Source organism: Burkholderia sp. AU30198, assembly GCF_020419825.1.
Classification (GTDB): Bacteria; Pseudomonadota; Gammaproteobacteria; order Burkholderiales; family Burkholderiaceae; genus Burkholderia.
On sequence record NZ_JAIZSA010000010.1, the window covers coordinates 179,799 to 204,787 of the forward strand.

29 protein-coding genes and 1 tRNA gene are annotated in these 24,989 nt (G+C 67.1%); 16 read left to right on the forward strand and 14 right to left on the reverse strand.

The window, feature by feature from the left end:
- Positions 1-132: 132 nt before the first annotated feature.
- The 3 genes from LGN19_RS22410 to LGN19_RS22420 all read left to right on the forward strand — a co-directional run bounded on the left by LGN19_RS22410 (position 133) and on the right by LGN19_RS22420 (position 1,949).
- On the forward strand, positions 133-459 hold the full coding sequence (locus LGN19_RS22410; protein WP_226217165.1) for a YkgJ family cysteine cluster protein: 327 nt from the start codon (positions 133-135) through the stop codon (positions 457-459).
- Positions 456-1,037: a DUF1439 domain-containing protein gene (locus LGN19_RS22415; protein WP_122944662.1), complete on the forward strand. Its 582-nt coding sequence runs from the start codon at positions 456-458 to the stop codon at positions 1,035-1,037. The genes LGN19_RS22410 and LGN19_RS22415 overlap by 4 nt, the downstream gene beginning before the upstream one ends.
- An 81-nt stretch (positions 1,038-1,118) precedes the next feature.
- Positions 1,119-1,949: an undecaprenyl-diphosphate phosphatase gene (locus LGN19_RS22420; protein WP_175222824.1), complete on the forward strand. Its 831-nt coding sequence runs from the start codon at positions 1,119-1,121 to the stop codon at positions 1,947-1,949.
- Between the two features lie 129 nt (positions 1,950-2,078).
- Here LGN19_RS22420 and trmB read toward each other — a convergent pair whose 3' ends face one another.
- Both trmB and LGN19_RS22430 read right to left on the reverse strand, forming a co-directional pair.
- Positions 2,079-2,846 (reverse strand): tRNA (guanosine(46)-N7)-methyltransferase TrmB, encoded by a 768-nt coding sequence (gene trmB, locus LGN19_RS22425; protein WP_174957076.1) that lies wholly within the window; start codon positions 2,844-2,846, stop codon positions 2,079-2,081.
- A gap of 348 nt (positions 2,847-3,194) precedes the next feature.
- The gene (locus LGN19_RS22430; protein ID WP_226217167.1) at positions 3,195-3,668 is read right to left on the reverse strand and encodes a 2-oxo-4-hydroxy-4-carboxy-5-ureidoimidazoline decarboxylase; all 474 of its coding nucleotides are present in this window, start codon (positions 3,666-3,668) and stop codon (positions 3,195-3,197) included.
- Between the two features lie 86 nt (positions 3,669-3,754).
- Here LGN19_RS22430 and LGN19_RS22435 point away from each other — a divergent pair, with 86 nt between their 5' ends.
- Entirely contained in the window at positions 3,755-4,093 is a 339-nt protein-coding gene (locus LGN19_RS22435) for a hypothetical protein (protein ID WP_122944665.1), read from the forward strand.
- A gap of 232 nt (positions 4,094-4,325) precedes the next feature.
- On the opposite strand, the gene LGN19_RS22440 is transcribed toward LGN19_RS22435, so the two are convergent.
- A tRNA-Gly gene (locus LGN19_RS22440) sits at positions 4,326-4,400 on the reverse strand.
- Between the two features lie 333 nt (positions 4,401-4,733).
- Here LGN19_RS22440 and LGN19_RS22445 point away from each other — a divergent pair.
- From LGN19_RS22445 to LGN19_RS22455, 3 genes are all read left to right on the forward strand, one after another.
- Positions 4,734-5,702, forward strand: a complete 969-nt coding sequence (locus LGN19_RS22445) for an Imm71 family immunity protein (RefSeq protein WP_226217169.1) — start codon at positions 4,734-4,736, stop codon at positions 5,700-5,702.
- Positions 5,702-6,604 (forward strand): Imm72 family immunity protein, encoded by a 903-nt coding sequence (locus LGN19_RS22450; RefSeq protein ID WP_226217171.1) that lies wholly within the window; start codon positions 5,702-5,704, stop codon positions 6,602-6,604. The genes LGN19_RS22445 and LGN19_RS22450 overlap by 1 nt, the downstream gene beginning before the upstream one ends.
- Before the next feature lie 308 nt (positions 6,605-6,912).
- Positions 6,913-7,257 (forward strand): cupin domain-containing protein, encoded by a 345-nt coding sequence (locus LGN19_RS22455; protein WP_089439410.1) that lies wholly within the window; start codon positions 6,913-6,915, stop codon positions 7,255-7,257.
- A gap of 121 nt (positions 7,258-7,378) precedes the next feature.
- On the opposite strand, the gene LGN19_RS22460 is transcribed toward LGN19_RS22455, so the two are convergent.
- Together LGN19_RS22460 and gabP are read right to left on the reverse strand one after the other, a co-directional pair.
- The gene (locus LGN19_RS22460) at positions 7,379-8,476 is read right to left on the reverse strand and encodes a GlxA family transcriptional regulator (RefSeq protein WP_226217173.1); all 1,098 of its coding nucleotides are present in this window, start codon (positions 8,474-8,476) and stop codon (positions 7,379-7,381) included.
- 295 nt (positions 8,477-8,771) lie between these two features.
- Positions 8,772-10,166, reverse strand: coding sequence for a GABA permease (gabP, locus tag LGN19_RS22465; RefSeq protein ID WP_226217174.1), 1,395 nt, complete (start codon positions 10,164-10,166; stop codon positions 8,772-8,774).
- A 509-nt stretch (positions 10,167-10,675) separates the two neighbouring features.
- On the opposite strand from gabP, the gene LGN19_RS22470 reads away from it, so the two are divergent.
- Positions 10,676-11,836 (forward strand): enolase C-terminal domain-like protein, encoded by a 1,161-nt coding sequence (locus LGN19_RS22470; RefSeq protein ID WP_226217176.1) that lies wholly within the window; start codon positions 10,676-10,678, stop codon positions 11,834-11,836.
- Here the strand turns inward: LGN19_RS22470 and LGN19_RS22475 are convergent.
- From LGN19_RS22475 to LGN19_RS22485, 3 genes are all read right to left on the reverse strand, one after another.
- The gene (locus LGN19_RS22475) at positions 11,822-12,466 is read right to left on the reverse strand and encodes a LysE/ArgO family amino acid transporter (RefSeq protein WP_174976991.1); all 645 of its coding nucleotides are present in this window, start codon (positions 12,464-12,466) and stop codon (positions 11,822-11,824) included. The two genes, LGN19_RS22470 and LGN19_RS22475, sit on opposite strands and share 15 nt — an antisense overlap.
- Before the next feature lie 126 nt (positions 12,467-12,592).
- Entirely contained in the window at positions 12,593-12,934 is a 342-nt protein-coding gene (locus LGN19_RS22480; protein WP_122944670.1) for a DMT family transporter, read from the reverse strand.
- A gap of 123 nt (positions 12,935-13,057) precedes the next feature.
- A complete protein-coding gene (locus LGN19_RS22485) occupies positions 13,058-13,987 on the reverse strand; it encodes a LysR substrate-binding domain-containing protein (protein ID WP_174957082.1) in 930 nt (309 codons plus the stop codon).
- A gap of 170 nt (positions 13,988-14,157) precedes the next feature.
- Here LGN19_RS22485 and LGN19_RS22490 point away from each other — a divergent pair, with 170 nt between their 5' ends.
- The 3 genes from LGN19_RS22490 (at position 14,158) to scpB (ending at position 17,571) form a co-directional block, all read left to right on the forward strand.
- The gene (locus LGN19_RS22490) at positions 14,158-15,480 is read left to right on the forward strand and encodes an MFS transporter (RefSeq protein WP_226217178.1); all 1,323 of its coding nucleotides are present in this window, start codon (positions 14,158-14,160) and stop codon (positions 15,478-15,480) included.
- A gap of 61 nt (positions 15,481-15,541) precedes the next feature.
- Entirely contained in the window at positions 15,542-16,765 is a 1,224-nt protein-coding gene (locus LGN19_RS22495; RefSeq protein WP_226217180.1) for a CaiB/BaiF CoA transferase family protein, read from the forward strand.
- Complete coding sequence (scpB, locus tag LGN19_RS22500; RefSeq protein WP_226217182.1) at positions 16,762-17,571, forward strand: methylmalonyl-CoA decarboxylase; 810 nt, start codon at positions 16,762-16,764, stop codon at positions 17,569-17,571. The genes LGN19_RS22495 and scpB overlap by 4 nt, the downstream gene beginning before the upstream one ends.
- A gap of 118 nt (positions 17,572-17,689) precedes the next feature.
- Here the strand turns inward: scpB and LGN19_RS22505 are convergent, their stop codons facing one another.
- From LGN19_RS22505 to LGN19_RS22520, 4 genes are all read right to left on the reverse strand, one after another.
- On the reverse strand, positions 17,690-18,229 hold the full coding sequence (locus LGN19_RS22505) for a chromate transporter (RefSeq protein ID WP_226217184.1): 540 nt from the start codon (positions 18,227-18,229) through the stop codon (positions 17,690-17,692).
- Entirely contained in the window at positions 18,226-18,837 is a 612-nt protein-coding gene (locus tag LGN19_RS22510; RefSeq protein ID WP_226217186.1) for a chromate transporter, read from the reverse strand. Before LGN19_RS22510 ends, LGN19_RS22505 begins: the two co-directional genes overlap by 4 nt.
- Before the next feature lie 38 nt (positions 18,838-18,875).
- Positions 18,876-19,214 carry a hypothetical protein gene (locus LGN19_RS22515; protein WP_226217188.1) on the reverse strand — a complete coding sequence of 113 codons (339 nt, stop codon included), beginning with the start codon at positions 19,212-19,214 and terminating at the stop codon, positions 18,876-18,878.
- Positions 19,215-19,390: 176 nt separating this feature from the next.
- Positions 19,391-20,146, reverse strand: a complete 756-nt coding sequence (locus tag LGN19_RS22520; protein WP_226217189.1) for a DeoR/GlpR family DNA-binding transcription regulator — start codon at positions 20,144-20,146, stop codon at positions 19,391-19,393.
- Positions 20,147-20,227: 81 nt separating this feature from the next.
- On the opposite strand from LGN19_RS22520, the gene LGN19_RS22525 reads away from it, so the two are divergent.
- From LGN19_RS22525 to LGN19_RS22545, 5 genes are all read left to right on the forward strand, one after another.
- Positions 20,228-20,827, forward strand: a complete 600-nt coding sequence (locus tag LGN19_RS22525) for an NUDIX domain-containing protein (protein WP_089450075.1) — start codon at positions 20,228-20,230, stop codon at positions 20,825-20,827.
- A complete protein-coding gene (locus tag LGN19_RS22530) occupies positions 20,824-21,204 on the forward strand; it encodes a DUF4406 domain-containing protein (RefSeq protein WP_174957088.1) in 381 nt (126 codons plus the stop codon). Before LGN19_RS22525 ends, LGN19_RS22530 begins: the two co-directional genes overlap by 4 nt.
- A 175-nt stretch (positions 21,205-21,379) precedes the next feature.
- Positions 21,380-22,252, forward strand: coding sequence for an SIR2 family NAD-dependent protein deacylase (locus LGN19_RS22535; RefSeq protein WP_226217191.1), 873 nt, complete (start codon positions 21,380-21,382; stop codon positions 22,250-22,252).
- A gap of 247 nt (positions 22,253-22,499) precedes the next feature.
- Positions 22,500-22,886 (forward strand): fluoride efflux transporter CrcB, encoded by a 387-nt coding sequence (crcB, locus tag LGN19_RS22540; RefSeq protein WP_011351225.1) that lies wholly within the window; start codon positions 22,500-22,502, stop codon positions 22,884-22,886.
- 23 nt (positions 22,887-22,909) lie between these two features.
- A complete protein-coding gene (locus LGN19_RS22545; protein WP_043183075.1) occupies positions 22,910-23,260 on the forward strand; it encodes a DUF190 domain-containing protein in 351 nt (116 codons plus the stop codon).
- A 12-nt stretch (positions 23,261-23,272) separates the two neighbouring features.
- Here LGN19_RS22545 and LGN19_RS22550 read toward each other — a convergent pair whose 3' ends face one another.
- Positions 23,273-23,836 carry a YggT family protein gene (locus tag LGN19_RS22550; RefSeq protein WP_226217193.1) on the reverse strand — a complete coding sequence of 188 codons (564 nt, stop codon included), beginning with the start codon at positions 23,834-23,836 and terminating at the stop codon, positions 23,273-23,275.
- A gap of 75 nt (positions 23,837-23,911) precedes the next feature.
- The gene (locus LGN19_RS22555) at positions 23,912-24,841 is read right to left on the reverse strand and encodes a Rossmann-like and DUF2520 domain-containing protein (RefSeq protein ID WP_226217195.1); all 930 of its coding nucleotides are present in this window, start codon (positions 24,839-24,841) and stop codon (positions 23,912-23,914) included.
- Positions 24,842-24,989: the final 148 nt, after the last annotated feature.

Below are 24,989 nucleotides of genomic sequence, written 5' to 3' on the forward strand. Positions count from 1 at the left end.
GAGTATATAAACGCGCGATTCGGCTGCATTGTGTAATAACGTCGCAGCCGGCGATGGCACAATGCGGGGTGGGGCTGCCGGCACCGCGTCCGGTTGCCGCACCGTTTTTTGTTGTTCGTTCGAGAGAGCCGAGTGTCCGTCGAATTGCCTGTCCGCCCGGCGTCAGCCGTCCCGCCGCCGCATGCGTGCCGCGAGGGCTGCGGCGCGTGCTGCATCGCGCCGTCGATTTCCAGCCCGATTCCGGGCATGCCCGACGGCAAGCCGGCCGGCGTGCGCTGCGTGCAGCTCGGCGACGACCTGCGCTGCCGGATCTTCGGCCGCCCCGAGCGGCCCGCGTGCTGTTCCGGGTTGCAGCCGGCCGCGGACATGTGCGGCGCGTCGCGCGACGACGCGCTCGCGTGGCTCACGCGTCTCGAGGCCGCGACGCGGCCGTCGCCACCAGGAGAGTGTTCAGCATGACCGCACCTTGCGCGCCCGGCCGGCGCCGTTTTCTTGCCGCAACCGTCGGCGCCATCGGCGTGACGCTCTCGCTCGCCGCGTGCGCGTCGACGTTCCCGTTCATCCCCGATCACTACACGTTCTCGCGCGGTGACGTGCAGAAAGCCGTCGCGCGCAAGTTTCCGTACCAGAAGACGGTCGCGCAGGTCGTCGACGTGTCGCTCGCGAACCCGGCCGTCAACCTGCTGCCCGACCAGAACCGCGTCGCCGTGCAGCTCGACGCGCATTTCACGAGCCCGTTCCTGCGCGCGCCCGTGAGCGGCAAGTTCACCGTGTCGGGCCAGCTGGCTTACGACGCGCCGAGCCGCTCGGTCGTGCTGAAGTCGCCGGCCGTCGACAGCCTCGCGCTCGACGGCGACGCGCAGATGTACGCGCAGCAGGTCGGCGCGGCCGCCGGCCTGCTTGCGACGCAGTTGCTGACCAACTATCCGATCTACACGTTCAAGCCCGAACAACTGCAATTTGCCGGGGTGAACTACGAACCCGGTACAATTACGATTCTTACAAACGGCATACGCGTGGCGATCGTCGAGAAATGACGACGAACCGCGCTCGGCCGGAGGGGGGCCGCGCGTGGAAGAGTGGCCCATTCATTCGACCATTTCGGAGTTGGGCCACGGATGGACTGGATCCTGATCTGCAAGGCTTTGATCCTCGGCGTCGTCGAGGGGCTGACGGAATTCCTGCCGGTGTCGAGTACCGGTCACCTGATCGTCGCGGGCAGCTTCCTCAATTTCAATGATGCGCACGCGAAGACATTCGACGTCGTGATCCAGTTCGGTGCGATCCTCGCGGTCTGCTGGGAATACCGGCAACGGATCGCGTCCATCGTGTCCGGGCTGCCGAGCCGGCCCGACGCGCGGCGCTTCACGCTGAACGTCGTGATCGCGACGATTCCCGCCATCGCGCTTGGCCTGCTGTTCGAGAAGAAGATCAAGGCCGTGCTGTTCTCGCCGGTGCCCGTCGCGTTCGCGCTCGTCGTAGGCGGCGCGATCATCCTGTGGGCCGAGGCGCGGCAGCGCGAGCGTCGCGAGCCGCCGCGCGTGGTGTCGGTCGATGCGCTGACGCCGCTCGATGCGCTCAAGGTCGGCATCGCGCAGTGTTTCGCGCTGATTCCCGGCATGTCGCGCTCGGGCTCGACGATCATCGGCGGGATGCTGTTCGGCCTCGACCGGCGCGTCGCTACCGAATTCTCGTTCTTCCTCGCGATTCCGATCATCTTCGGCGCGACGCTCTACGAAACCGTCAAGGACTGGCAGGCGTTCACCGTCGATTCGCTCGGCCTGTTCGCGCTCGGGCTCGTCGCGGCGTTCGTCAGCGCGTTCGTATGCGTGCGCTGGCTGCTGCGCTACGTCGCGACGCACGATTTCACGGTGTTCGCGTGGTACCGGATTGCGTTCGGGCTGTTCGTGCTGCTGGTCGGGTACAGCGGCTGGCTGAACTGGGCGTGACGCGATGAACTGGGCGTAACGCGAATGCGGAGGCGGGTGCGCCTCCGATGAAAAAAGCCCGATCGGCATCTGCCGGTCGGGCTTTTTTTATCTGGAGCGGGGCGGCGTGCGCCGCCGCAGCGGGAGGACTCAGCCTGCGCGCTTGCGGAACACCAGGTCCCACACGCCGTGGCCGAGCCGCAGCCCGCGACGTTCGAACTTCGTCACCGGGCGGTAGTCGGGACGCGGTGCGTAGTCGGCGGCCGTGTTTTCGAGCGTCGGCTCCGCGCCGAGTACTTCGAGCATCTGTTCCGCGTAGTTCTGCCAGTCGGTCGCGCAGTGAATGTACGCGCCGGGCTTCAGGCGCGACGCGAGATGCGCGACGAGCGGCGGCTGGATCAGCCGGCGCTTGTGGTGGCGCGCCTTGTGCCACGGGTCGGGGAAGAAGATGTGCACGCCGTCGAGGCTTGCCGGCGCGAGCATGTGCTCGAGCACCTCGACCGCGTCGTGCTGGATGATGCGGATGTTCGGCAGATCCTGCTCGCCGATCAGCTTCAGCAGCGCGCCGACGCCCGGCTCGTGCACCTCGACGCCGAGGAAGTCGTCGCCGGGGCGGTTTGCGGCGATTTCCGCGGTCGATGCGCCCATGCCGAAGCCGATTTCGAGGATGCGCGGCGCGCTGCGGCCGAATACGGCATCCCAGTCGGGCATCTCCGGCGAATACGGGACGACGAAGCGCGGGCCGAGGTCGTCAAGCGCGCGGCGCTGGCCGGTCGACACGCGGCCGGCGCGCGTCACGAAGCTGCGGATGCGGCGGTGGTGCAGCGGGTTGACTTCGTCGGCGCCTTCGGCGGCTTCGTCGGGAATGGCGTCGTCGTGCGGCGGCAGGCCGGCTTCGTTCGGTTCGTCGTGCATCATCGGTGACAGAGAAAGGCTCGGTTGCGGGCGAGGGCATCGGGCGCGCGGGACGCGCCAGCGCGGTACAAAAAAGCCGCCTTCGACGAGGCGGCTGGGCGCGCGGTTGCGGAACGTGGCGACGGGAGCGGCGATACGCCGTCAAGCCGTTGATCCTTAAGGATTTCCCGTTCAGCCAACCGGAAAGAGCCGGATTATGGACTGGTTTGATCCGACTGGCAAGGTTGCGGGGGCTGAGGCCGTGCTGCCGTCGGCCCGGCGGCGGCGTGCTCGGGGGTGAGGGGCATAGGGGGACGGGGCCGAAGCGCATGCCGCATCGGCCCTCGTTTCAGCGAACGGATGCGTTGCGCGTCACGCGACGCGCTGGTCGAGCCGGCGGCGCGTGATCGCCTTGAGCTGGTTCATCGCGGAGTCGAGTTCGAATGCGTTCTCGCGCGACACGCGGCTTTCCAGTTCGAAGAAGATGCCGGCCTTCGTGTAGTGACGCACGCAGATGATGAACGGGAAGCCATGCTGCTCGCGATACGCGCGGTTCATCCGCTGCAGGCGGATTTCCTCGTCGTCGGTCAGTGCGTCGAGGCCGGCGCTCGTCTGTTCGCTGACCGATTTTCCCGATGAGGGAGGGTGTGTCTTTTTTCTTTGGGGGGCGGGATGGTTCGGACGATGTGCTGTCGTCGGGCGATTGAGTAGAATCGCGTACGCAGCCGGCATGACCGGGTGCGTGAGACGCGTGCGCAACGTGATGAAAATGAACAGTGCGCGTTTCGTTTCGACGGCCTGCGGCCAGAACGACAAGAAGCGATGACGGCTGCCGCGACGATTCATGTTTCGCCGATGGTTGCGCTTGCAACAACCATGCGAGAGGGTGAGTCGGCATGATCCGCCATCACTGGCCTTTGGGGAGAAAAGCCATGAGTGAAACAACTTCCGTGCGTCGCAAGATCGGTAGCAGCCCGGCCATCCTTGCACTCGCCGAGTGTGCGATTGCCGGCATCGTCGGTATATCGATCCTGAATAATCCGGAGGCCTTTGCGGGGGCGTCGGGATTTGGTGCGATCGGTACGGCGCTGGTTGTCGTGGTTCTGTGCGGCATCGTTTCGCTGGGCGGTCTCGTCTGGGCGATCGGTGCGTTGCTGCATGCGAAAGATGATGCCGGAGTGGACTTGGTGCCGGCATATTGCGCGATCGTGCTTCATGGCCTGCTGTGCTTGCCCATCCTCATCGTGATGTTTGTCGGAGGCATGAGGTAGGCGCCGCGTGCTTCGACCGGCCTTCGCATGTCGTTGGGCGAGGGCGGCTGGAGATATGTGGCGGATGGGCCAGACGCCGGGCTCTATGTCACGGGTGAGCTATCGGGCGATCCTGAGCAGGCGCGCGACGGAAATGCACCGTGGCACACATTTGAGACGGATATCGCGGGAAGAGGGGCAGTGACTGCCGGAGAACCCTGCAAGCCTGGCGCGGCAGGGGTTTGAGATGTACTGGAGCGGGCGATGGGAATCGAACCCACGTCATCAGCTTGGGAAGCTGAGGTAATGGCCATTATACGACGCCCGCAGAACGCGTAATTCTACAGGGGGTTCGGTGGGGATGGCAAGCGGGAGGTTTTGGGCGGTGGCAGCGAAACCGGCATGGCTCGATGCTGGGGCGGTGGCGTCGCGGGCCGTGTCGGGCGAGCCCCTCGCTATTCACCGGTTCACCCATCCAGGCTGAAGGCACATCCCTTCTGCGCGCTGTAGCATCGGAGCCGAATTTCAACGGCCCAACGGATAGGTCGAATACAGTCGGCGATACCGTCTCGGCGCCGTCACGGGGGCGTTCTCGCAAAGGCCATGCGCGGCGAGCCCTCACCGATGTCGGAAAACAATCCACGGAAGAACAGAACCCACGATGCTGAATACCCTGACCATGACTCCCGAGCAGGAACTGGATGCGCGCGCCAAAGCGTTTTACCTGCTCAAGAAATGGACAAGCGTGACCTTCCTGGATCATGCAGTGAGTCTGTTCAGGGATTTCCTTCACGCGTACGCCAGGCAGTTGGACACGCCGAGCCCGAATCAGGCGGAACTGGCGGCAGCGTATGCCAGCGATTTCCTGAATGCGCTGGTGAGGATGGAGCAAGGCATCGAGACCTTGCGACAAGGTGTCGACAAGCGATCGGCTTACGGTGCGCTCATAGCGGGTAGCGAGAAGGGCGGCGAGCTGTTGTTCGGGCGGAGCGCGCACGAGGTCGGTCGAACCTATGACCCGTTTTTCCACGCGCTTGGCGTGAGGGATACGAGATTGTCGGATTTCGAATATGCAACGGGGTATGCGGAAGGGGCGTGGATTGAAGAGTTGAGCTGTCAGGCGCTCAAGTGCACGGTCGGGCTCGATTTTTCCGAATACCTTACCTATGGCAAGCGTGCCGACGGCGGCACGCGTGTGTTCAAGCACTGGACCTATGAATCGTTGTTCCAGGATCCGTTTTTTCCTGCATGGCGATATTGGCCGCCTGGTCGCAGCTATCCCGCAGAACTTCCTCCTTGTCCGCCCAGGAACGAATCCCCGGCCGGTGAGGTCGACAGCGATCAGGCGATTCCAGTCGAGGGTATCTGGGAGCCCTGGCTTCCGGCCGGCAAGGTCGGCTGTCCGAGTTACTTCCTCAAAGGCAGCATTGCCCACAAGTACCTGCTGGAAGGGACCAACGACGAACAGGTGGTGCGCTGGCGGCTGCTGTGGGAAGACACGCGTTACCGGGATGGCAGCATTCCGGCGGAGGAGGAAACTTACTCCTCCACGCCTGTCGCGTTGTCGCCGCTCGATCAGGCAGCGGTAGCCGATGCCGGCAAACAATCGACGGACGAACAGGTTCCGTGATGTTGAATACGTTGACCATGACCCCCGAGCAGGAACAGGGCGCGCGAGCACAGGCGTTTTATCTGCTCAAGAAATGGACGAGTTTCACGTTCCTGGAATACGCCGTTGGACTATATCGGGACTTTCTCGGCGCATACGCAAAACAACTGGACACACCGAGCCCGAATCAGGTGGAGCTTGAGGAAGCCTACAGACATGATTTCCTGGGGGCACTGGTGCGAATGGATCTGGGCATCGATGCATTGCGCCAAGGTCATGACAAACGAGCGGCATACGACGCGCTGATTATTGGAAGCCAGCAAGGTGGCGACCTGTTGTTTGGACGGAGCGCGCTTGAAATCGGTCGTAAATACGATCCGTTTTTTCATTCACTGGGACTGAAGGACACCAACTTTGCGGACCCGGTGTATGCCACCGGGTTCGCGGAGGGCGTGTGGATCGAGAGATTGATTGGCTACGCGCTCAAGTGCACGGTCGGATTCGGTTTTACCGGGATGCTGGCATACGGAACACGTGCGGATGGCGGGACCCGCGTTTTTGAGCACTGGACCTATGAATCCATGTTCGAAGATGCGCCCCTTCCGGCCTGGCGGTATTGGCCACCCGGTCGTACCTATCCCGCATCGCTTCCTCCCTGTCCGCCCAGGAACGAATCCGGCAGCGGCGAGATTGATAGCGATCAGGCGATTCCAGTCGAGGGTATCTGGGAGCCCTGGTTTCCGGCCGGCAAGGTGGGCTGTCCGAGTTACTTCCTCAAGGGCAGTGTTGCCCACAAGTACCTGCTGGAAGGGACCAACGACGAACAGGTGGTGCGCTGGCGGCTGCTTTGGGAGGACACGCGTTACCGGGATGGCAGCATTCCGGCGGAGGAGGGCGCTTACTTCCCGAAGCCTGTCGCGTAACCGAGGCTACGGATCCTGCCCGGAGAGCCTTTTCCGCGCACCGGTTGCTGGCATAGCCCGGCCGTGAAAGATCCGGTTTGTGTCGAGGCTGGAGCTTCCATGCCGGGGTCGCCCGGCACCGCGTGGGGGATGGTCATTCGGCATTGTGGCGATCCTCAACCGGACAATTGAATAGCGGCTGAGGCGGAGTGCCCGCACGCAGGCCCGTGTCGAAATTAGACGAGTCCGCGTCGGAAGCATACAAGTCCCCGCCACGCTTTCGAACTAACGTGACAGGCCTCTTATACGATCGTTAGTCTGGAGCCGACATGTCCGATTTCATCACCGTTTTGCGCGAAACCTGCCCGACCCCCGTCCTTGACGCGACCAAGTGGAAGCGCATCGGCGGCGATCCGCACACCGTGAACCTGAACGCTTACCTCTCGAAGGACGGCAGCAAGATCATGGGCACCTGGATCTGCACGCCGGGCAAGTTCGAGGTGAACTACGAGAAATGGGAGTACTGCCACTTCCTCGACGGCTACTGCATCATCACGCCGGAAGGCGAGAAGGCGGTGCACCTGAAAGCCGGCGACGTGTTCGTGATCGAACCCGGCATGAAAGGGACGTGGGAAGTGGTGGAAACGGTGCGCAAGTACTTCGTGTTCGCCTGAGCGAGTCGATCGGTTCGGCCTGCGCAAATAGCGCCGGTCGTTCCGACACGTTGAGCCGCACCCTTCAGCCGATACCATCGAACGGGGATAGCTGCCGGGATGACCCGCGAGGGATTCCGGCTCAATAAAACTCGTTCCGGTTCGGAAACAGTTCGCCGAGCGTGGTCGCGTGCCCGGCCGGTTCCGCTATCCCGCCGATCGCGCCGGGTGCCTGACGCTCGCGATACGCGCTCGGCGACATCCCGTACGCGCGCCGGAACTCGCGCCCGAGATGCGACGCATCGGCAAAACCGCAGGCGGCCGCGATTTCGGAAATGTTCTTGTCCAGATGCGTCAGCATCCATGCGGCCGTGCGAATCCGGATCGCCCGGTAGCAGGCGGCCGGCCCGCTGCCGGTCGCTTCCCTGAACAGCCGTTCCAGCTGTCTCGACGAGACGTCCAGCCGTCGCGCCAGCTCGTCGATCGTAATCGAGTGGCTGATGTGTTGCTCCATCAGCAGGATCGCGCGCTTCACCTTCGGATGCGCGTTGGGCGCAACGCCGGGCGGATGCGGTTGCGGCGCGCTGACCGTTTCGCGCCCGTCGACCAGCAGGATCCGGAGCGCCTTGTAGACGATCGACGGCTCGATGTGCCGCACCAGGATCGCGGCCGCGACGTCAATCGACGCGCGCCCGCCGGAGCAGGTCACGCGCCGGCCGTCCACCACGTAGAGGCGATCGGACACCACCAGCTTCGCATCGACCGACGGAAACCGCTCGATGAAGTCCCAGTAGTGAAACCAGCTGATGCAGATCCGGTGTCCGGCCATCACGCCCGCCCGTGTCAGCGCGAACGCACCCGTGCAGATGCCGACCAGCATCGCACCGGTCGATGCGGCCGCGCGAATGAATTCCAGCGTGGCCGTGTCGAGTTCCGGGCGGGCATGCAGGAGCCCGCCCACGACGACCACGTAGTCGTATGCCTGACGCGCATTCAACGACTCCCACGCCGGGATCTGGATTCCGCAGCTGGCGCGCACGGGGGCCGCCAAGTCGCCGAGGATCGTCCACGACAGTCTGACCGGCCGGCTGTTGTCGCCCTCGTCGGCCGCGAGCCGCAATACGTCGACCATGCCCGAGAACGCCGTCAGCGTGAAATTCGGCAACAGGATGAAGCCGAACCGGATACGTGCCGGCGTGTCGGGTTCCGGCGGGCTTGCGACAGGCGCTGCATGACTCATGATGATGCGCGGATAAGGCAGCTGCTCGCGCAGATGCGAAACAAGGAGGGCCGGCGCGATGCTCGGCGAATCGCACCGGCGGCCAGCGTGAGCCGCAGCCCCGGGTTGCCGTGCGGATGGACGTCGTGAACGACGCGGCCGGCCGGGAGATCGCCGGCCGGGCCGAGCCGGAAACATCGTTGTGGCATGACAGTCGTTGGCGAAGGGCACCAGGCAACCGAAACACGCGAAACCCGATGCGACCGACTCGCCGGCAGCGGCAACCGCGCGCCTGTCTGCGCGCGCCGAGTCGTCCTCAGGCCGACGACACGCCGCGGCGGCTGAGGCTCGACTGCGCATCGCGGCCGCGCTGGTTGAGCCACGCGGCGACCAGCACGAGCCCGGCGAGCACGCCGGTTGCCGCGACTTCCATCCGGTGGCCGTCGAGGAACAGCATCGTGACGAGCGTCCCGCAGATGAACACGATGACTGCCCACGTGAGCCACGGGAACAGCCACATCCGCAGCGTCAGCGCCGAACCGCTCACGTCGAGCATGCGGCGCATCCGCAGTTGCGACACCGCGATCACCAGATACACGAGCAGCGCGATCGCGCCGGACGTCGCGATCAGCACGTTGAACACCTGTTCCGGGACCACGTAGTTCGCGATCACGGTCAGGAAGCCGAACGCGGTCGACGCGAGCACTGCCGCGCGCGGCGTGCCGGTCGAATCGGTGCGGTGCAGGAATGCCGGTGCATCCTTGCGCTTCGACAACGAGAACAGCATCCGCGACGCGGTGTACAGCGCCGAGTTCAGGCAGCTCGCGACCGACACGAGCACGATCACGTCGATGATCGCTTTCGCATGCGGGACGCCGAGCAGTTCCATCACACGCTGGTACGAGCCGTGTACCGGCAGCAGCGGGTCGTTCCACGGCACGATCGCGGTGACGAACAGGATCGAGCCGAGATAGAACAGCGTGATGCGCCAGATCACCGAATTCGTCGCGCGCACGATCTGCTGCTCCGGATGCGCGGATTCGGCCGCGGCGATCGTCACGATCTCGGTGCCGACGAACGAGAACATCGTCATCAGCATGCCGGCGAACACCGCGCCGATCCCGTTCGGCATGAACCCGCCGTGCGTGACCAGGTTCGAGAAGCCCGATGCGTGACCGCCCGGCAGCAGCCCGAACACGGCCGCACCGCCGATCGCGATGAACACGACGATCGCGACGACCTTGATCAGCGCGAACCAGAATTCGAATTCGCCGTAGTTCTTGACGGAGAAGAGGTTGGTTACCGTCAGCAGCAGCGTGACGCCGAGCGCGAAAATCCAGGTCGCGATGCCGGGGAACCACGCGTTGAGGATGGTGGCTGCCGCCGTCGCCTCGATCGGGATCACGAGCACCCAGAACCACCAGTACAGCCAGCCGATCGTGAAGCCGGCCCAATGGCCGATCGCGCGATCGGCATAGGTGGAGAACGAGCCGCTGTCCGGATGGGCGACGGCCATTTCCCCGAGCATGCGCATCACGAGGACGACGAGCGCACCTGTCAACGCATACGCGATCAATGCCGCCGGTCCCGCCGCCGCGATCGCGTGGCCGGAGCCGACGAACAGGCCCGCGCCGATCACGCCCCCGATCGACAGCATCGTGACGTGGCGTGGCTTCAGGCCTGTTGCCAGGCCCGTATGACTACCATTCATGTCGTCCTCCAATCCCTGTTTCCAGTATCTGGTTTGTTGTTCAATGCGCTGCACGTTGCAGGGAGCCATCGTGGCGTTTCCGCATGCGTTGGCCTGCCTGACGACATGTATCTTCTCGGCACAAAACCACGCGATCTAGAAAATATCCGACCGCAACCCATAACAAATGCGACGCGCTGTTGACCGGCGGCGACACTTTTCGCGTGTGATGCCGACGGAAGCGGCGATGCCTCGGGGCAAACGCGGATTGCGGGATGCGACCGGATATCGGCAGGCGCCGCCGATATCGGGCGTGGATGACAGGGCGGTACACGTGTAACGCGTGACGGAGAACGCGTCCGTCCGCCGATGTGGCGCGGCGCGAATCGGACGCAGCCGTTCGGGTCGCATGACGGTCGCGAGCCTGCAAGGCATCGCGCAAGCACCTATGATGCAGCGATCCGCCCGTCGCGCCGGCCGCCACGCGAGCATGACCCTCGAACACCGAACGTTTTCCCGGAACCCCGACCATGCGCATCACCGCGATCCACGAACAAGCGATTCCCGTGTCCCGCTATGCCGATCCGGCGATCGCGTCCGGTGGCCTGACGACGAGTGTGGTCGCGGTCGTCACCGACGTCGTGCGTGACGGCCGCGCCGTGACGGGCTACGGCTACGCATCGGTCGGCCGTTTCGCGCAGGGCGGCCTGATTCGCGAACGGTTCGCGCCGCGCCTGCTGGCCGCGGCCGACACGCTTGCGGACGAAGCGGGTACGAACCTCGACCCGTTCCGCGCATGGCGCGCGATGATGGCCGGCGAAAAACCCGGTGGGCACGGCGAACGATGCGTCGCAATCGGCACGCTCGACATGGCGATCTGGGATGCCGCCGCGAAGATTGCCGGCCTGCCGCTTCATCGCTTTCTCGCTGACCGACTCGAACGCACGGCGGCACCACGCGTGCGCGTGTACGCAGGCGGCGGCTACCGCTATCCGCAGGACGATCTCGCGCGTCTGTCGGACGAGATGCGCCGCATCGCCGATCTCGGCTACACGCACGCGAAGATCAAGATCGGCGGCGCGGATCTCGACCAGGACCGCAGGCGCATCGAAGCAGCCGCCACGCAATTGGCGGACAGTTCGCATCTCGCGGTCGACGCGATGAACACGTACGACGCGACGACTGTCGGCGCGGCCGCCGCGATGCTCGCGCCGTTCGGCCTCTGGTGGTTCGAGGACATCTGCGATCCGCTCGACCTGCCGCTCCAGGCGGATCTCGCCACGCGCTACGCACCGCCGATCGCGGCCGGCGAAGCGCTGTTCTCGCTCGCGGAAGCGAAGCTGCTCGACCGCTACGGCGGTCTGCGCCCCGATCGCGACGTGCTGGTGTTCGATCCGGTGCATGGCTACGGGCTGCCGGGCTATCTGCAGATCGTCGAGCACTTCGCATCGCGCGGCTGGCGGCGCGACGCATTCTGGCCGCATGGCGGCCACCTGTTCTCGCTGCATGTCGTCGCGGCGCTCGGGCTCGGCGGGGCGGAAGTCAATCCGTTCGCGTTCCATCCGTTCAGCGGACTGGCCGATGGCGCGCGCGTCGACGCCGGATACGCACCCGTACCGCAGGCACCGGGCATCGGCTTCGAGCTCCATGCCGGCGCGCACGACGTGTTTCGCACGTTATCGAGCCGCTGACGCCTGAAGCGCGTCGATCGCGAAACGCACCGCGAAGCCGAGCATCATTGCCGCGACGAAGCAATCGAGCAGGCGCCATGCCAGCGCATGGGCGAACCACGCGCGGCACGCGCGTGCGCCATAGGCGAGCAGCAGGAACCAGGCGAGCGACGCCGTCATCGCGCCGATTGCAAACGGCGCACGTGCGGCGGGCGTGTGGCTCACGATCACGGTGCCGAGCAGCAGCACGGTGTCGATCCACGCATACGGATTGAGCAATGAGACGGCGGCGGTCGCGAGCACTGTGCGCGACAGCGTGGGTTCGCTGCCCGGGCGTGGTTCATCGACGTGCTCCGGCTGTCGCCGCCGGATCGCGGAGCGCAGCGCGAGCAGGCCATAGCCGGCGAGATACGCGATGCCGGCCCACAGCGCGGCCGACACCACGCCGGGATGCTGTGACAGCAACGACGACAATCCGTGCGCGCCGAGCACGATCAGCAGCGCGTCGCTGCCTGCGCAGACGAGGGCGATGGAGAGCAGATGGGGGCTCGAAATCGAGCGCTTGATGACGAACGCGTCCTTGGGGCCGACCGACGTGAACAGGGCGGCGCCAAGCAGCAGGCCTTCGGCGAAGGCAGAGGTGTCGAGCACGAGCGGGCCGACAACCTCTTAAGCTGAACCGGTGATGGTTACGATGAACGAAACGTTAAGGGGCGTCCGGGGGCGTTGTCAATGCCCCGCCAGGCGCCCATACGCCGATGACTGGCCCGACACCGGTCAGTGAGTGGCCGCTTCGCCCAGGTTGAGCGCGACGAGCGCACAGACGGTCAGCGCGATGCCGGCGAGCTTCAGCGACGACACCGATTCATCGAAGCAGACGATGCCGATCACGGCCGTGGCCGCGGTGCTGGCGGCGGCCCAGCTGGCATACGCGAGCCCCATTTCGAGGCGCCTCGTCGCGAGCGCCATCAGCCAGACTGCGCAGGCATAACAGACGACGGTGAGCGCGGAGGGGAGCGGGCGGGAAAAGCCGGCCGAAAATTTCAGGCCGACGGAGCCGAGCACTTCGGCAAGGACACTGACGCCCAGCAGAAGCCAGGCAGACTGGAGCGGGGACACGAACGGCCTCCTTCCCCCGACGCTTATACCGAGCGGCGAGGAGAAGTGGCGGGGTCAGCGGTACCCAGGATGAACGGAGCTTAGTACGCGCGGCGGCCCGGCACAAGGCACGCAGCGTGCCTGTCACGCGCCGTCGGCCTGGCCGGCCGCCCACTCGGGCCGCTGCCCGAGCGCGTCGAACAGCCGGACGATCTCGGTTTTCACTTTCTGCACCGCGTTGCTGACGAGCGCCGTATCGTGCCAGCACAGCGACAGGTCGCGTGAGAACAGCCGGTGCGCGACCGTCGACAGCTTGAGCTTGCGCTCCTCGATCTCGACGTGCGCGGCCGTCCACGGCAGGATCGTCACGCCGAGCTGCGCCATCACGGCCGCGAACAGCAGCCCGGTCGAACTCGCCTCGAAGCTGATCTCGTACGACAGCCCGGCCTCGCGCATCGCCCAGTCGACCCGGTTGCGGATCGTATTCGGCGCGCTCGGCAGCACGAGCGGCATTCGCGCGATCGCGTCCAGCGGCACGGGATCGTCCGGCACCGGGAACCCGGGCCACGTGATCAGGTACAGCGTCTCCGTCAGCAGCCGGTGGACTGCGATGCCGCGCGTGTCGACCGCATCGACGACGATCGCGAGATCGAGCCGCGCGCGTTCGAGCAGCGTGTCGAGATCGGCGCTCGGCGCCTCGATCAGCTCCAGCATGATGCCCGGGTAGCGGTCGCGCACCGCGCGGGCGAGCGGAATGGCCAGCACGCGCGCGGTGCTCGACGGCATCCCGACCGTCACACGGCCCTGCGGTGTGTCGGCGTCGCGGCGCAGCAGCTCGCGCGTGCCGTCGGCCTGACGCAGCAGTTCGAGGGCGTGCTGATACAGCGTGCGGCCGGCGGCAGTCGGTGCAACGCCACGCACGCTCCGTTCGAGCAACTGCATCCCGAGATCCTGTTCGAGATTGCGCATCTGCTGGCTGACCGCCGGCTGCGCGACATGCAGCGCCTCGCTCGCATGCGTGACGTTGCCGCATTCGACGACCTTCACGAAATAGCGCAACTGCCTCAAGTCCATCGCCGCCGCCTCCCGATTCGAGCCATAAGCCAATCCGATCGAGCGAGATGAATATCATATTTTTCCCCGATCGATGGGGTTTCTATACTCGTCTCACAAAAGAGCCAGCCTGCCGGCCATCCCGGACCGGACGCGGCAAAAGTGCCGGCCCCGCCGGCAAGGAGACGAAGATGTTCAAGGCGATCGACGCGCCGGCGGCCGGCGCGAAGGCGCGGCGCACGCCGCTCACGCGCGAGCAGGTCAAGGGCTTCTGGGCCGTGTATGCGGGCTGGGTGCTCGACGGCGTGGATTCGGTGATCTACGCGCTGGTGCTGATTCCCGCGCTGACCGAACTGCTGCCGGCGTCCGGTATCGCGGCGACGCCCGCGAATCTCGGGATGTACGGTTCGATCCTGTTCGCGCTGTTCCTGATCGGCTGGGGGCTGTCGTTCATCTGGGGGCCGCTCGCCGACCGCTTCGGCCGCGTGCGCACGCTCGCGGCGAGCATCCTGATCTACTCGGTATTCACCGGCGCGGCCGCGTTCGTGCACGACGTGTGGGCGCTGGCCGCGTGCCGGCTGATCGCCGGGATCGGTGTCGGCGGCGAATGGGCGCTCGCGGGCACCTACGTCGCCGAGAGCTGGCCGGAAGACCGCCGCAAGATGGGCGCCGGCTACCTGCAGACCGGCTACTACTTCGGCTTCTTCATCGCGGCGTGCCTGAACTACACGATCGGTGCGACCTACGGGTGGCGCGCGATGTTCCTGTGCGGCCTTGCGCCGGCACTGCTCGCGGTGTTCACCGTGATGCGCGTGAAGGAGCCCGGCCAGTGGCGTCGGCATGACGCACGCGACGGCGACGTGGCCGACGCGCGGCGCGCGCATCCGCTGCGCGAGATCTTCGCGCCGGCCTTCCTGCGCCGCACGCTGACGAGCGCAAGCCTCGTCGGCGTCGCGATCGTCGGGCTGTGGGCAGGCTCCGTCTACGAGGCGAGCGCGGTCAGCACGCTGGCGGCGCGCGCGGGCATCGACCACATCGGCGCGCTGCGGCTCGCATCGGTCGGCGCGGCGATCCTGTCGTGCGCGACGATCGCTGGCTGCCTGGTGGCGCCGTGGCTGTCCGAACGGCTCGGCCGGCGCACCGCACTCGGCGTGTATTTCGCGGGCATGGCCGCATCGATCGTGTTCGCGTTCGGCTGGGCGTTCTACCAGCCGAACGGGCTCGCGGCGTTCATGGTGTCGCTCGCGTTCCTCGGTTTCTTCGGCGGCAATTTCGCGATCTTCTCGCTGTGGCTGCCCGAGCAGTACCCGACGCGCGTGCGGGCCACCGCGTTCGCGTTCAACGCGTCGGTCGGCCGCTTTATCGGCGCAGGCGTGAACTTCCTGCTCGGCGCCGCGATTCACGGCTACGGATCGCTCGGCGTGCCGGTCGCATGGACTGCGGCCGCGTTCGGGCTCGGCATCCTGATCCTGCCGTTCGCGGTCGAAACGCGCCACCAGACGCTGCCCGAATGAGCGGCACGCCGCGATCGTTCGGAAACACGCTACACCCAGTCATCAATATCAGGAGTCCGGAATGCAGGCATTACAAGGAATCAGGGTCGTCGATCTGAGCCGCGCGCTGTCGGGGCCGTTCTGCTCGATGGTACTCGCCGATCTCGGCGCCGACGTGATCAAGGTCGAGTCGGGGCCGCACGGCGACATGAGCCGCGCGTGGGGGCCGTTCGATCGCGGCGTGAGCACGTACTACCTGTCCTGCAACCGCAACAAGCGCGGCATCTGCGTGGATTTCCGGCAGCCCGCCGGCCTCGACGTCGTGCGCCGGCTGATCGCGCAGGCCGACGTCGTGATCGAGAATTTCAAGGCCGGCACGATGGACGCGATGGGGCTCGGCTACGCCGCGCTGAGCGCGCGCGATCCGCGGCTCGTGATGGGCAGCGTCACCGCGTTCGGCCCGCGTGGCCCGTTGCGCGACTGGCCGGGTTTCGACCAGATCGCGCAGGGCTATGCGGGGCTGATGAGCCTCACCGGTTTTCCCGACGGCGAGCCGACCCGCACGGGCACCGCAATCGGCGATCTCAGCTCGGGGATGTGGGTCGCGACCGGCGTGATGGCCGCACTGTTCGAGCGTGAGCGCACGGGGCGCGGCCAGCATGTCGGCACGTCGCTGCTCGAAAGCCTCGTTTCGCTGTTGAGTGTGCACGGCCAACGCTACCTGAGCCTCGGCGACGTGCCGCGCCGCACCGGCAATGCGCATGCGGTGATCGCGCCGTACGGCGTGTTCGAGACGGCCGACGGGCCGCTCAACCTCGCACCGATCACGACCGACATGTGGCTGCGGCTGTGCCAGTTGCTGGACCTGCCCGAACTGCCGAACGATCCGCGCTTCGCGACCAACGACGCACGTGTCGCGCATCGCGACGAACTGAAGGTGCTGCTCGAAAGCCGCTTGCGCACGCGCGGCAAGCGCGAATGGACGCAGCGTTTCGTCGACGCCGGGCTGCCGGCCGGGCCGATCAACACGCTCGACGAAGTGTTCGACGATCCGCAGCTCGCGCATTGCGGGCTGGTCGAGCCGGTTGAGCACCCGACGCTCGGCACGCTGCACCAGGTCGTCACGCCGCTCGGCGGGATGGGCGACGACGTGCCGGCGCCGCGCACGCGCCATGCGCCGCCGCTGCTCGGCGAGCATACGGTCGACGTGCTGCGCGAAGCGGGTTACGGCGGCGACGAGATCGATGCGTTGCTGGCCGGGCGCGCGATCTTCCAGGCGGAAGCGGTGGCGGAGGCCGTGCAATGAGCGACACGACGAAACACGACGGCGCGTCGCGCGTGACGGTCGACATGGTCGGCGAGCGGATCGCGCGTGTGCGGTTTGCAAACCCGGCGCGACGCCATGCGCTCGATGCGCCATTGCTCGATGCGCTCGTCGCGCGCCTCGATGCGCTGGCCGAACACCGTCCGCCACCCGTCGTGATCCTGTCGAACGACGGCAGCGGCGACGTGTGGAGCGCGGGGCACGACCTGCGCGAACTGGCCGACGATCGCGATCCGCTCGCGTACGGCAAGCCGCTCGAACGGGCGCTGCGGCGCGTGCGGACCTATCCGGGCGCGGTGATTGCGGCGGTGGCAGGCTCGGCGTGGGGCGGGGCGGTCGATCTCGTGATGAGCTGCGACCTGGTGGTCGCGGCGCGCGACGCGCGTTTCGCGATGACGCCCGCGAACATCGGCCTGCCGTATTCGACGAGCGGCCTGCTGCGCTTCTACGACAACCTGCCGATCCACGTGCTGAAGGAGATGTTCTTCTGCGCGCAGCCGCTCGATGCGGAGCGCGCCGCGCACCACGGGCTCGTGAACCGGCTGGCCGATGCGGGCGGTGTCGACGATGCGGCGCTCGACGTCGCGCGCACGATCGCCGCGAAGGCGCCGCTCGCGGTGCACGCCGTGAAAGAGCAATTGCGCGTGCTGCAGGACGCGCGGCCGTTGCCGGTCGACGCGTTCGAACGGATTGCCGAGCTGCGCCGGCAAGCGTGCGAAGGCGCGGACTTCGACGAAGGGCTGCGCGCGTTTGCGGAGCGACGCGCGCCGGTGTTTCGCGGCGTCTAGGCGACGTGTTGCGCGAGCCGGGCGCGCCAGCGGCGATAGTGCACGGACGCGCTCGCGTCGCTGCGCGGTGATGGGTTGCGTCGTTCGCGGCTGCCCGCGCGTGCCGCGTCGCCGCGCGTCACATGCCGAGCGCGTGCATGCCGACGAACAGCAGCGCGCCGATCGCGATCAGCAGCAGTGCATGAACGCGCGTATACATCACGCACAGCGTCGACGCGACCGCGATCGCGCGTGCGGCCCAGCCGCCGTCGAGCGCCTGCAGCAGCACCCACACCGACGCGAGGATCATGCCGGCCGCGACCGGGCGCAGGCCGGCCTCGAGCGCGATCTGCCAGCGCGCGCCCTGGTGCCGCCGCCACAGATGCGCGACGCCGTAGATCAGGAACGCGGTCGGGCCGAACAGCGCGAGCGTCGCGATCACCGCACCCCAGAAGCCGGCCACCTGCCAGCCGATCAGCGTCGCCAGCAGCGAGCCGGGGCCCGGCGCCATCCGCGCGATCGCGAAGTCGTTCACGAATTGCGTGGCGGTCATCCAGTGGTGCACGTCGACCACTTGCCGCTGGATGTCGGCGATGATCGCCTGTCCGCCGCCGATCGTCGCGATCGACAGCGGCGCGAACACGCCGAACAGCGCGGCGTAGCGTTGCGATGCGGTCATGGCGTATCGCCTCCGGCCGGTGTTGCGCCCGCGCGGCGGTATTCGAGCGCGACGCTCAGCGTGCCGCCGACCAGCACGGTCCACACGAGTGGCCAGTGCAGCACCGCAACCGACACGAAGGTCAGCGCCATCACCGCGAACGGCAGCGCGCGGCGTGGCAGCCGCCGCACGGCGGTGATCGCCATCGAGATCGACAGCCCGATCGCCGCGGCCGCCGCGCCGGCGAGCGCGACATGCGTGAGCGGAAAGCGCGTGAGGGTCGAGAACGCGATGCCGAACAGCACGATCAGCACGGCCGGCGGCGCGATGATGCCGGTGAAGCCGGCCACGGCGCCGCGCCATCCGGCGAGCCGGTAGCCGATCCAGATCGCGAGGTTCTTCACGTTGACGCCCGGCAGCGCCTGCGACAGCGCGAGGCCGTTGAGGAACGCCTCCTCGTCGAGCCAGCGTCGCTCGTACACGAAGTCGCGCATCATCCGGCCGCTGAGCCCGCCGCCGAAGCTGGTCAGGCCGATCTGCGAGAACGCGATGAATAGCGCGAGGACGCTGGGCGATGATGCATCGCCGGCAGGCGGCGCAGGCGAGGTGGTGGCGGAGGGCGGGGGCATCGGGCTGACGGCGCGTGGCGATTGGGCGTGCGCCCATGTTAGCAAGCAGACCCTGTCAGCACGCTGACATGGGCTCGGCGGCGACGCGATGAAAGCCTGCGGAGGCGTTCCGGCGTATCAGGCGTATCCGGCGTATCCGACACATCCGACACATCCGACACATCCGACACATCCGACACATCCGACACATCCGACACATCCGACACATCCGGCACATCCGGCACATCCAGCACATCCGGCACATCCGGCACATCCGGCACATCCGGCACATCCGGCACATCCGGCACATCCGGCACATCCAGCACATCCAGCACATCCAGCACATCCAGCACATCCAGCACATCCAGCACATCCAGCACATCCAGCACATCCAGCACATCCGGTACATCGGCACATCCGGTACATCCGGTACATCGGCACATCCGGCACATCCGGCACATCGGCACATCGGCACATCGGCACATCGGCACATCGGTACATCGGTACATCGGTACATCGGTACATCGGTACATCGGTACATCGGCACATCCCGCGCGGCCGCAACTCCGGTCCGCTACGCGCGCACGACCGTCACGCCCGCCGCCTCGATCGGCTTCGTCAGCGCGTCGTCGGTTTCCTTTTCGACCACCACGGTATGGGCCAGCGTGAGCTCGCCGATCACGAACTGCGACGCCGCACGCAGCTTCGACTGCGACGCGAGCACGACTGTCTCGGCCGCACGTTCGGCCAGCGCGCGCTTGATTGCCGCTTCCTCGAAATCGCCGGTGCTGAGCCCGGCAACCGGATGCACGCCCGTGACGCCCATGAAATACAGATCCGCGTGGATGCGTGAAATGCCTTCCATCGCCGCCGCGCCGACGGCAACGATCGAATGCTTGTAGAGCCGCCCGCCGATCAGGATCACATCGATCGACGGATGCGCGGCCAGCGCCACCGCGACACTCGGGCTGTGCGTGACGATCGTCGCGCGGAGGTCGGCCGGCAGCTGGCTGACGAGCAGCGCCGAGGTCGTGCCGCCGTCGACGATCGCCACTTGCCCCGGCGCGATCATCTCCGCGGCCCGCCGCGCGATGCGCCGCTTTTCCGCCGTCTCGAGCGCCTCGCGCTGCGCGAACGGCGCGACGGCCGGCGACGCCGGCAGCGCGCCGCCATGCACGCGCTGCAGCAGGCCCTCGGCCGCGAGCTCGCGCAGGTCGCGGCGGACGGTGTCTTCGGACACGCCGAATTGCGCGCTCAGCTCGACCGCCAGCACCTGGCCGTCGCGCGCGAGTGCGTCGAGGATCGCTTTCTTGCGTTGGGTCGTCAGCATCGTGTTTGCACGAATTTTCTTGAAGTTGCACGAATATGCACGTTACCATGGGCGCCGTCTTTTGTCGAACTGGAGGCTGGGATGGCTGCAACGCGGGACCGTGTCCGCATCGTCGATACGACGGTGCTGTCCGATGACTGGTATGTGCTGAGGAAGGTGACGTTCGATTTCCTGCGCCGCGACGGTACGTGGCAGCGCCTGAGCCGCGAGACCTACGATCGCGGCAATGGTGCGACCATTCTGCTGCGCAATGCCGATACGGGCGACGTGCTGCTCACGCGGCAGTTCCGGATGCCGGCATTCGTCAGCGGGCACGACGGCATGCTGCTCGAGGCCGCGGCCGGCCTGCTCGATGACGCGACGCCCGAAGCACGCATCCGCGCGGAGGCCGAGGAGGAGACCGGCTATCGCGTGCGCGGTGTGCGCAAGGTGTTCGAGGCGTTCATGAGCCCGGGCTCGGTGACGGAGAAGCTGCATTTCTTCGTCGGCGAATACGATGCGTCGCTGCGCACCGGCGACGGTGGCGGCGTCGCGGAAGAGGGCGAGGATCTCGAGGTCGTCGAGATGCCGCTGCAGGCGGCGCTGGATGCGGTCGAGCGCGGCGAGATCGTCGATGCGAAGACGATCATGCTGCTCCAGTACGTCGCGCTGCGGGAAACCGCCGGCGCGCGCACGGCATGACGCCGCTGCTCGTGCTGGTCGCCGGCCCGTATCGCAGCGGCACGGACGGCGACCCCGCACGCATCGCCGCGAACCTGCACCGGCTGGAGGCGGCCGCGCTCGCCGTGTATCGCCGCGGGCACGTGCCGATGATCGGCGAGTGGGTGTCGCTGCCGCTCGCCGTCGCGGCCGGGTCGCGACAGGTCGGCGACGCGATCAGCGAGACGTTCCTGTATCCGGCCGCGCACCGATTGCTGCAGCGCTGCGATGCGGTGCTGCGTATCGACGGCGCGTCGCGCGGCGCGGACATGGACGTCGGTCTTGCGCGGCAGCTCGGCAAGCTGGTCTATTTCGCGGTCGACGAGATTCCGGTCGTGCGGGACGATTCGGATAGCTGAACAGGCGGGAAAACGCCCGGCCGCGGTGGCGCCCTGCATCGGCCGGCCGCCAGCATCGTCCGCGGCCGGTCGAGCATCGCGTCATGCCGTTACATCGCGCATGCCGCGCCGCGCGCGAACCGGCGTATGATCGCGACGCCACCCGCGCACCGCTCGACGCTACCGCCGCCCCATCATGCCGTTTTCCGATTCCGCTGACTCCACCGCGGCTGCCGCTGCCGCGCGACTGCCCGCCGATCTCGTCGCCTCCGCCGTTGCTGCGCTCGCGCGCGCCGACGCGTTGCTCGTGACGGCCGGCGCCGGTATCGGCGTCGATTCCGGGCTGCCCGATTTTCGCGGTACGGACGGATTCTGGCGCGCGTATCCGGCGCTGCGTCACGAGCGTTTCGAATTCCACGAGATTGCGTCGCCGCAGGCGTTCCGTGCGCGAGCGCAACTCGCGTGGGGCTTCTACGGGCACCGTCTCGCGCTCTACCGCGCGACGGTGCCGCATGCGGGCTTCGCGATCCTGCGCCGCTGGATCGACGCGATGCCGAACGGCGGTTTCGTGCTGACCAGCAACGTCGACGGCCAGTTCCAGAAAGCCGGCTGCGATCCGGCGCGGATCGTCGAGATCCACGGTTCGATCCACGCAATGCAGTGCCTGCGCCCCTGTTCGGACGACACGTGGGATGCGGCGCCGTTCGTGCCGGACGTCGACGAAGCGACCTGCCGCCTCGTCGGCGAGATGCCGCGCTGCCCGCACTGCGGCGGTCTCGCGCGGCCGAACATCCTGATGTTCGGCGACACCGGCTGGCTCGGTGCGCGCTACGACGCGCAGGAACGCGCGCTGGAAGACTGGATCGCGCGGGCCGGGCGCGTCGCGGTGGTCGAGATCGGCGCGGGCACCGCGATCCCGACCGTGCGCCTGCTGAGCGAACGGCTCGGTGCCGACGTGATTCGCATCAACGCGCGCGAAGCGCATGCGCGCCGTGCGGACGTGATCGGCTTGAAGGGCGGCGCGCTGGCGACGCTGAGCGTGCTCGACGCAGCCTGGCAACGCGCGTGAACCTGCGGGCGGACGAGACGGCCTGAACGGGCGGTATCCTGCCGGCCATCGCCATCGCCATCGCCATCGCCATCGCCATCGCCATCGCCATCGCCATCGCCGTCGCCGTTGCAGGTGCGCGGCGAATCCGCATACAGTTCAACCAGTGCCGCCCGCGCACGCGCCGCCCGCGTGCGGGCGCGGACCTCGCCCCGGGCGACCGGGAGCCGGCGGCTGACTCCAGCCGCATCATCGACCGGGAGCGCCCTTGTTCTATTCGATCGTCGCGATCTTCGTCGGCGCCGGGCTCGGCGCGTTGCTGCGCTGGTTCCTGAGTCTCGCGCTCAATGAATTCTTTCCCGCCGTGCCGCTCGGCACGCTTGCCGCGAACCTGATCGGCGGCTACGTGATCGGCATTGCCGCCGTGGTGTTCACGACCCGCGTCGGGCTGCCGCCCGAGTGGCGGTTGTTCGTGATCACGGGCTTTCTCGGCGGTCTCACGACGTTCTCGACCTATTCGGTCGAAGTGATGACGCATGCGGTGCAGGGCGAATTCGGATGGGCGTTTGCGGTGGCTGCCCTACACTTGACTGGATCGTTCGCGCTGACGGCGCTCGGCATGTGGACCGCGCGCGCGTGGCTCGCGGCGGCCTGAGCGTGCCGCCATCGGAGGGAGCGATGGACAAGATCTTCTTGCGCTTCTATGTGCACGAGAAGCACCGGCTGCACTGGAAGCCGCTGTGGGAATGGCTGCTGGAGGAGGCGAACCGGATGGGCGTCGCGGGCGGTTCCGCGTTTCGCGCGATGGCCGGTTTCGGCCAGCATCGCGTGCTGCACGAGGATCGCTTCTTCGAACTGCAGGGTTCGCTCGCGATCGAGATCGAATTCATCGTCACCGAGGACGAGGCGCAGCGCTTGCTCGAACGGTTGTCGCACGAGAAGGTGCGGGTGTGCTACGCGATGATGCCGGCGCGCTTCGGCGTGATCGACACGCTCGGCGCACCGCCGGCGCAAGCGCCGGCGGCGTAGGGGACGACGGCGTCAGATACCGAACATCGTCATTGACACGGCGGCGCGCGTGACGATCATCAGCAGCACCTGCACGATCACGAACAGCAGGATCGGCGACAGGTCGATCCCGCCGAGGTTCGGGATGACGCGGCGCAGCGGGTTCAGGAACGGCGCGGTGAGCTGGTAGAGGATCGGCATGGCCGGCGAGCGCGGGTTGAGCCACGACAGCAGCGCCATCAGGATCGTCATCCAGATCACGAGGTTGAGCGCCCACTTCACGACCGTGAGCAGCGCGACCACGACCAGCGTCGCGATCACCGAGGCCGGATCGAAGCCGGCCATCACGACCATCAGCACGACGTAGACGAGCGCGGTGAGCAGCGCGGCGACGACGCTGGCCCAGTCGATGCCGCGTACGCCCGCGATCACGCGGCGCAGCGGCAGCACGAGCCAGTTGGTCGCCTGCAGCACGGCCTGCGTGACCGGGTTGTACGGTGGCACGCGGACGGCCTGCATCCAGACGCGCAGGATCAGCGCGGCGCCGAACAGCGTGAAGACGGTATTGAGCAGAAAACGGGCGATCTCGCCGAACATCGTTGGCATCCTTTTTATACAGTCAGTAGCGTGCGGCCGCCAACGCCGGATGGCGGCGCATCGGCCGACACCTTATCACGCCTCGTCTCGCGACGGGGAGGGGTGCGCGGCGGTGCGCGCGAGCGACGTTTCGACCGCTTCGGCGAGCGCCGGCAGCGATGCCGGCGGCGTGGCGCGCTGCGCCGCGAGCGCGACCGCGCGACGCGTCAGCAGCGCGTACAGCGTCGCGTGATCGCCGCCGCGCGTTTCAAGCAGTGCCAACTGGCGTTCGACGATGCCCGTGTCGCCGCGCGACACCGGGCCGGAGAGCGCGTTCGCGAGCCCCTTGTCGCGCGCGGTCTCGATCGTGCCGGCCAGCATCGGCAGCAGCGCGCGCAGCGCGGCTTCCTCGTCGAAACCGAGGCCGCGCCACAGCTCGACCGCTTCCGCCAGCCCGCACAGCGCAAAGCTCGCCGCGTAGTGCGCGGCCGCGTGATAGAGCATCCGGCCGCCGGCCGGAATCGACAGCGGATGGCAGCCGAGTGCGGCAGCAAGCCGCATCAGCGTGGCATGCAACGCGCCGTCGGCTTCGATCGTGACCGAGCAGCCGTCGATGCGGGCGAGGTCGGCGTCGGTGCCGCCGAACAGGTAGAGCGGATGGAAGCCGCCGGTGGCCGCGCCTTGCCGTTTTGCCGGGTCGAGCAGCGCGACCGCCGACGCGCCGCTGCAGTGAACGACGGCCTGCTGCGCCGCGCGCGACGTGTCGAAGTGCAGCGCCGCGGCGGTCGACGCGAGATGGTCGTCGGGCACGGTCAGGAAGATCAGGTCGGCGGCGTCGACGACCTGCTGCGGCGTGTCGACCGCCTTGCAGCCGTCGATGCGCGCGGCGAGGGCGGTGGCCGAGGCCGGCGTGCGGCTCGCGATCGCGACGACCGGAAAGCCGGCCTGCGCGAAGCGCTGCGCGACGCAGCGCGCGAGACGGCCGGCGCCGATGAAGCCGAGGCGGGGTGTGTCGGGGAGGGACATGGCAGCGGGCGTAAGGGAAAACGAAGCAACCGCCAGTATCGCAGGAATGACGGCGGGGTCGCGCAAGGGCCATTTCCGCGTGGATGCGGGTGTGGATGACCGGGATGCGGCGCGATCGACATGTGTATCGGCGCCCGGCGTCACGGTC